The following is a 3073-nucleotide window of genomic DNA, read 5'->3' on the forward strand; positions in this document are numbered from 1 at the left end:
ACGGTGCCCGTGCCCGTGTCCGCGCCCGTGCCGGTGACCGGGCGGCCACGGCGGGCGGGGCTTCGCGGGGGCCAGCCGGACGGCCGGGAGCCTGGCGGTGTCCAGCGGCGTCCCCGGCCCGGCCCCGGCGGCGAGCGCGGCGAGGTAGTGGGCCCGGGGCTGCGGGGCGGCGCCGAGGGAGCGCACGTGCGGGGAGTCCCACTGGGCGTCGAGCAGCCGGCCGCCGACGGCGGCGAAGCGGGCGGCGAGGTCGGCGACCGCGACCCGGGCGGCGTCCGGGCGGCGGTGGAACATCGAGTCCAGGCTGAGCACCGGCCCGACCGCGATCCCGAACACCCCTCCGACCAGCTCCCCCTCCTCCCACACCTCGACGCTGTGGGCCGCGCCCAGCCGGTGCAGGGCGGTGAGCGCCTCCCGCAGTTCCCGGGTGAGCCACGGGGGTTCGCGGCCCTCGGCGCAGGCCGCGAGCACCTGCTCGAAGGCGGCGTCGGCGGTGGTCGACCAGTCCAGCCGGTTGCGCAGCAGCCGGGAGAGCTTGCGACCGAGGCGCACGCCGTCGGCGGCGAGGACGGGGCGGGGGTCGGGCGACCACCAGGCGAGCGCGTACGGGTCCGCGTCCGCGGGCCCCGGCAGCAGGGCGATCCGGCCGGCCTCCACCGCCTCCTCGTGGCGGGCCTCGTTGAAGGCGCTCGCGTAGTCGTCGGCGGCCGGGAGCGGGAACAGCCCGTGCCGGTAGGCGGCGAGCAGGGTGCCGGGCGCGAGGTCGCCGCCGAACGCCGCCGGTCCGTCGGCGGGGGCACGGGCCACGTCCACCGTCGCGAAGAGCTCCTCGGGGGTGGTGGCGGTCATCGGACCGCCCCGAGCGGCGCGGTGCCGATCGGCGGGGAGAGGAAGCCCTCCGCCGTCAGCCGGTCGAGGTAGAAGTCCAGCAGGCCGCCGTCGACGGCGGGCAGCACCACGCCGCTGCCGGCCAGGGCCTGTTCGGTGTTGGCCCGGTCGAAGCGCGGGAAGGTGGGGCGGAAGTACATCTCGCTGATGGACAGTTCGGTGCCGGGCACGCGGTCGACGAAGAGCGGGACGAACGGCGTCATCGGGTGGGTGGGGTGCCCGGCGGCGAACCGGACCAGGCCCTGCACCCACTGCTCGTACGGGACTTCGTCGACGGGGTGGCCCCGGGCGCGCAGCCGTTCGGCGAGTTCGGGGAGGTCCGCCGGGCCGGGCGAGGTCAGGTGGTAGACCTCGCCGATGGCGGGTGCGTGGGTGACGATGTGGCAGATCGCGCGGCTGAACCGGTCGGCCGGGACGAAGTCGAGCGGCAGCCGGACGGCCGGGCAACTCCCGCTCTCGGCCATGTACTTGATCAGCGCGCACATCTCGGTGCCGGTGTTCATCACGCCGGTGCGGAGGTCGCCGGTGACGTCGTTGGTGCGCAGCACGGTGACCGGCAGCCCGGCCTCGGCGGCCTGGTGCAGGAGCTGTTCGGCGACCCACTTGCTCTCGACGTAGCCGACGGCGAGCCGGTCGGCGTGGGCGAGCGGGGTCCGTTCGGTGACCTCGCCGATGCCCGCCGCGCCGAAGCCCGCCACCACGGCGAGGGTGGACAGGTAGTGGACGGGTATGCCGCGCGAGTGCCCGGCGAGCCGGACGATCTCGCGGGTGCCGTCGACGTTGGCGCCGCGCAGCTGGTGGTAGGGGTAGATGAAGTTGACCTGGCCGCCGAGGTGGTGGATGGCGTCCAAGGTGTTGGCGAGGTGTTCGAAGCGCTGCTGGGTGAGGCCGAGCAGGGGTTCGGCGAGGTCGCCGACGAGCGGGACGACGCGGCGGTCGGCGAGGTCCTGGCGGAGGAAGCGCTGCTGGGCGGCGCGGAGGCGTTCCAGGGCGTGTTCCTCGTCGGGGGCGCGGACCAGGCAGTGGATGCGGGCGTCGGTGGTGTGCAGCAGGGCGTCGAGCAGGTGGGCGCCGCAGAAGCCGGTGGCGCCGGTGAGGAGGATCTCGGTGGGTTCGGCGCGGGACGGCGCGGGGCTCCAGGACTGCCGGACGGGTGTGTCCAGGCGGGCTTCGGCGACCCAGTCGACGGCGGCCTCGCCGCTGCCGTCGCGGTCGCGGTCGCTGCCGTCGACGTCGCCGTCGCCGTCGCCGTCGCTGCCATCGACGTCGCGGTCGCCGCCCGTGGGGTCCTGGGCCCGGGCGGTACCGGCGATACGAGCCGGGCCGCCGGTGCGGGCCGCGAGGGTGTCGGCGGCGAAGGCTCTCAGGGTGGCGTCGCGCAGCAGCGAACGGGTGAGGAAGCGGATCCGGGTGACGTCGATGCCGAACATGATCCGGGCGCGGGCGAGCATCTCCATGGCGAGCAGGGAGTTGCCGCCGAGGTCGAAGAAGTCGTCCTCCGGTCCGACCTCCTCGACGCCGAGGAGTTCGGACCACAGCTGGGCGACGCCCGACTCAAGGGCGGAGCCGGTGCCCCCGGCCGGGGCCGAGCCGTTCGGGGCCGAGCCGTTCGGCGAAACTGTGCCGACCCCGACCCCGACCCCGGCGCCGGCACCGGCACCGACCCGGGCACCGACCCCGGACCCGCGCGCGGCTCCGGCCCGGCGTGCGCCGGTCGGGTCGCCGCCCCCGGCCGCCTCCTGGCCGTCCCGCCGCTGCAGCTGCGGCCGGGCGTCGGGCAGCCGGCGGCGGTCGATCTTCCCGGCCGGGGTGAGCGGCATGCTGTCGAGGAGCACGAAGTCCGCCGGGACCATGAAGTCCGGCAGCCGTTCGGCCAGGTAGGAGCGGATCCGTCCGCGCCGGGCGTGAGGTCCGGACAAGGCGCGTTCGGTGAGCGTGTAGTAGGCGATGAGCACGCGGCTGCCGTCGGCACTGCCGTCGGCGGCGACCCGGGCCTGCCGGACGTCGGGGTGGGCGGCGAGCACGGATTCGACCTCGGCGGGGTCGACCCGGTGGCCGCGGACCTTCAGCTGGTCGTCGAAGCGGCCGAGGATCTCCAGGTTGCCGTCCGCCCGCCAGCGGCCGGCGTCGCCGGTGCGGTACATGCGCTCCCCGGGCTCGGGCGCGTACGGGTCCGGCAGGAAGG

General features: G+C 75.9%; 2 protein-coding genes. Both read right to left on the reverse strand.

Going from position 1 to position 3073, the window contains the following annotated elements; translation table 11 throughout:
* On the reverse strand, positions 1–849 hold an 849-nt coding region (locus VR45_RS19695), incomplete at its 3' end, for a leucyl/phenylalanyl-tRNA--protein transferase (RefSeq protein ID WP_045941113.1).
* Positions 846–3073 (reverse strand): thioester reductase domain-containing protein (locus VR45_RS19700; protein ID WP_045941114.1); only part of this gene is annotated, 2228 nt, incomplete at its 5' end. The genes VR45_RS19700 and VR45_RS19695, both read right to left, overlap by 4 nt.

Origin of the sequence: Streptomyces sp. NRRL S-495 (genome assembly GCF_000966955.1) — a bacterium.
Lineage (GTDB): Bacteria > Actinomycetota > Actinomycetes > Streptomycetales > Streptomycetaceae > Kitasatospora > Kitasatospora purpeofusca.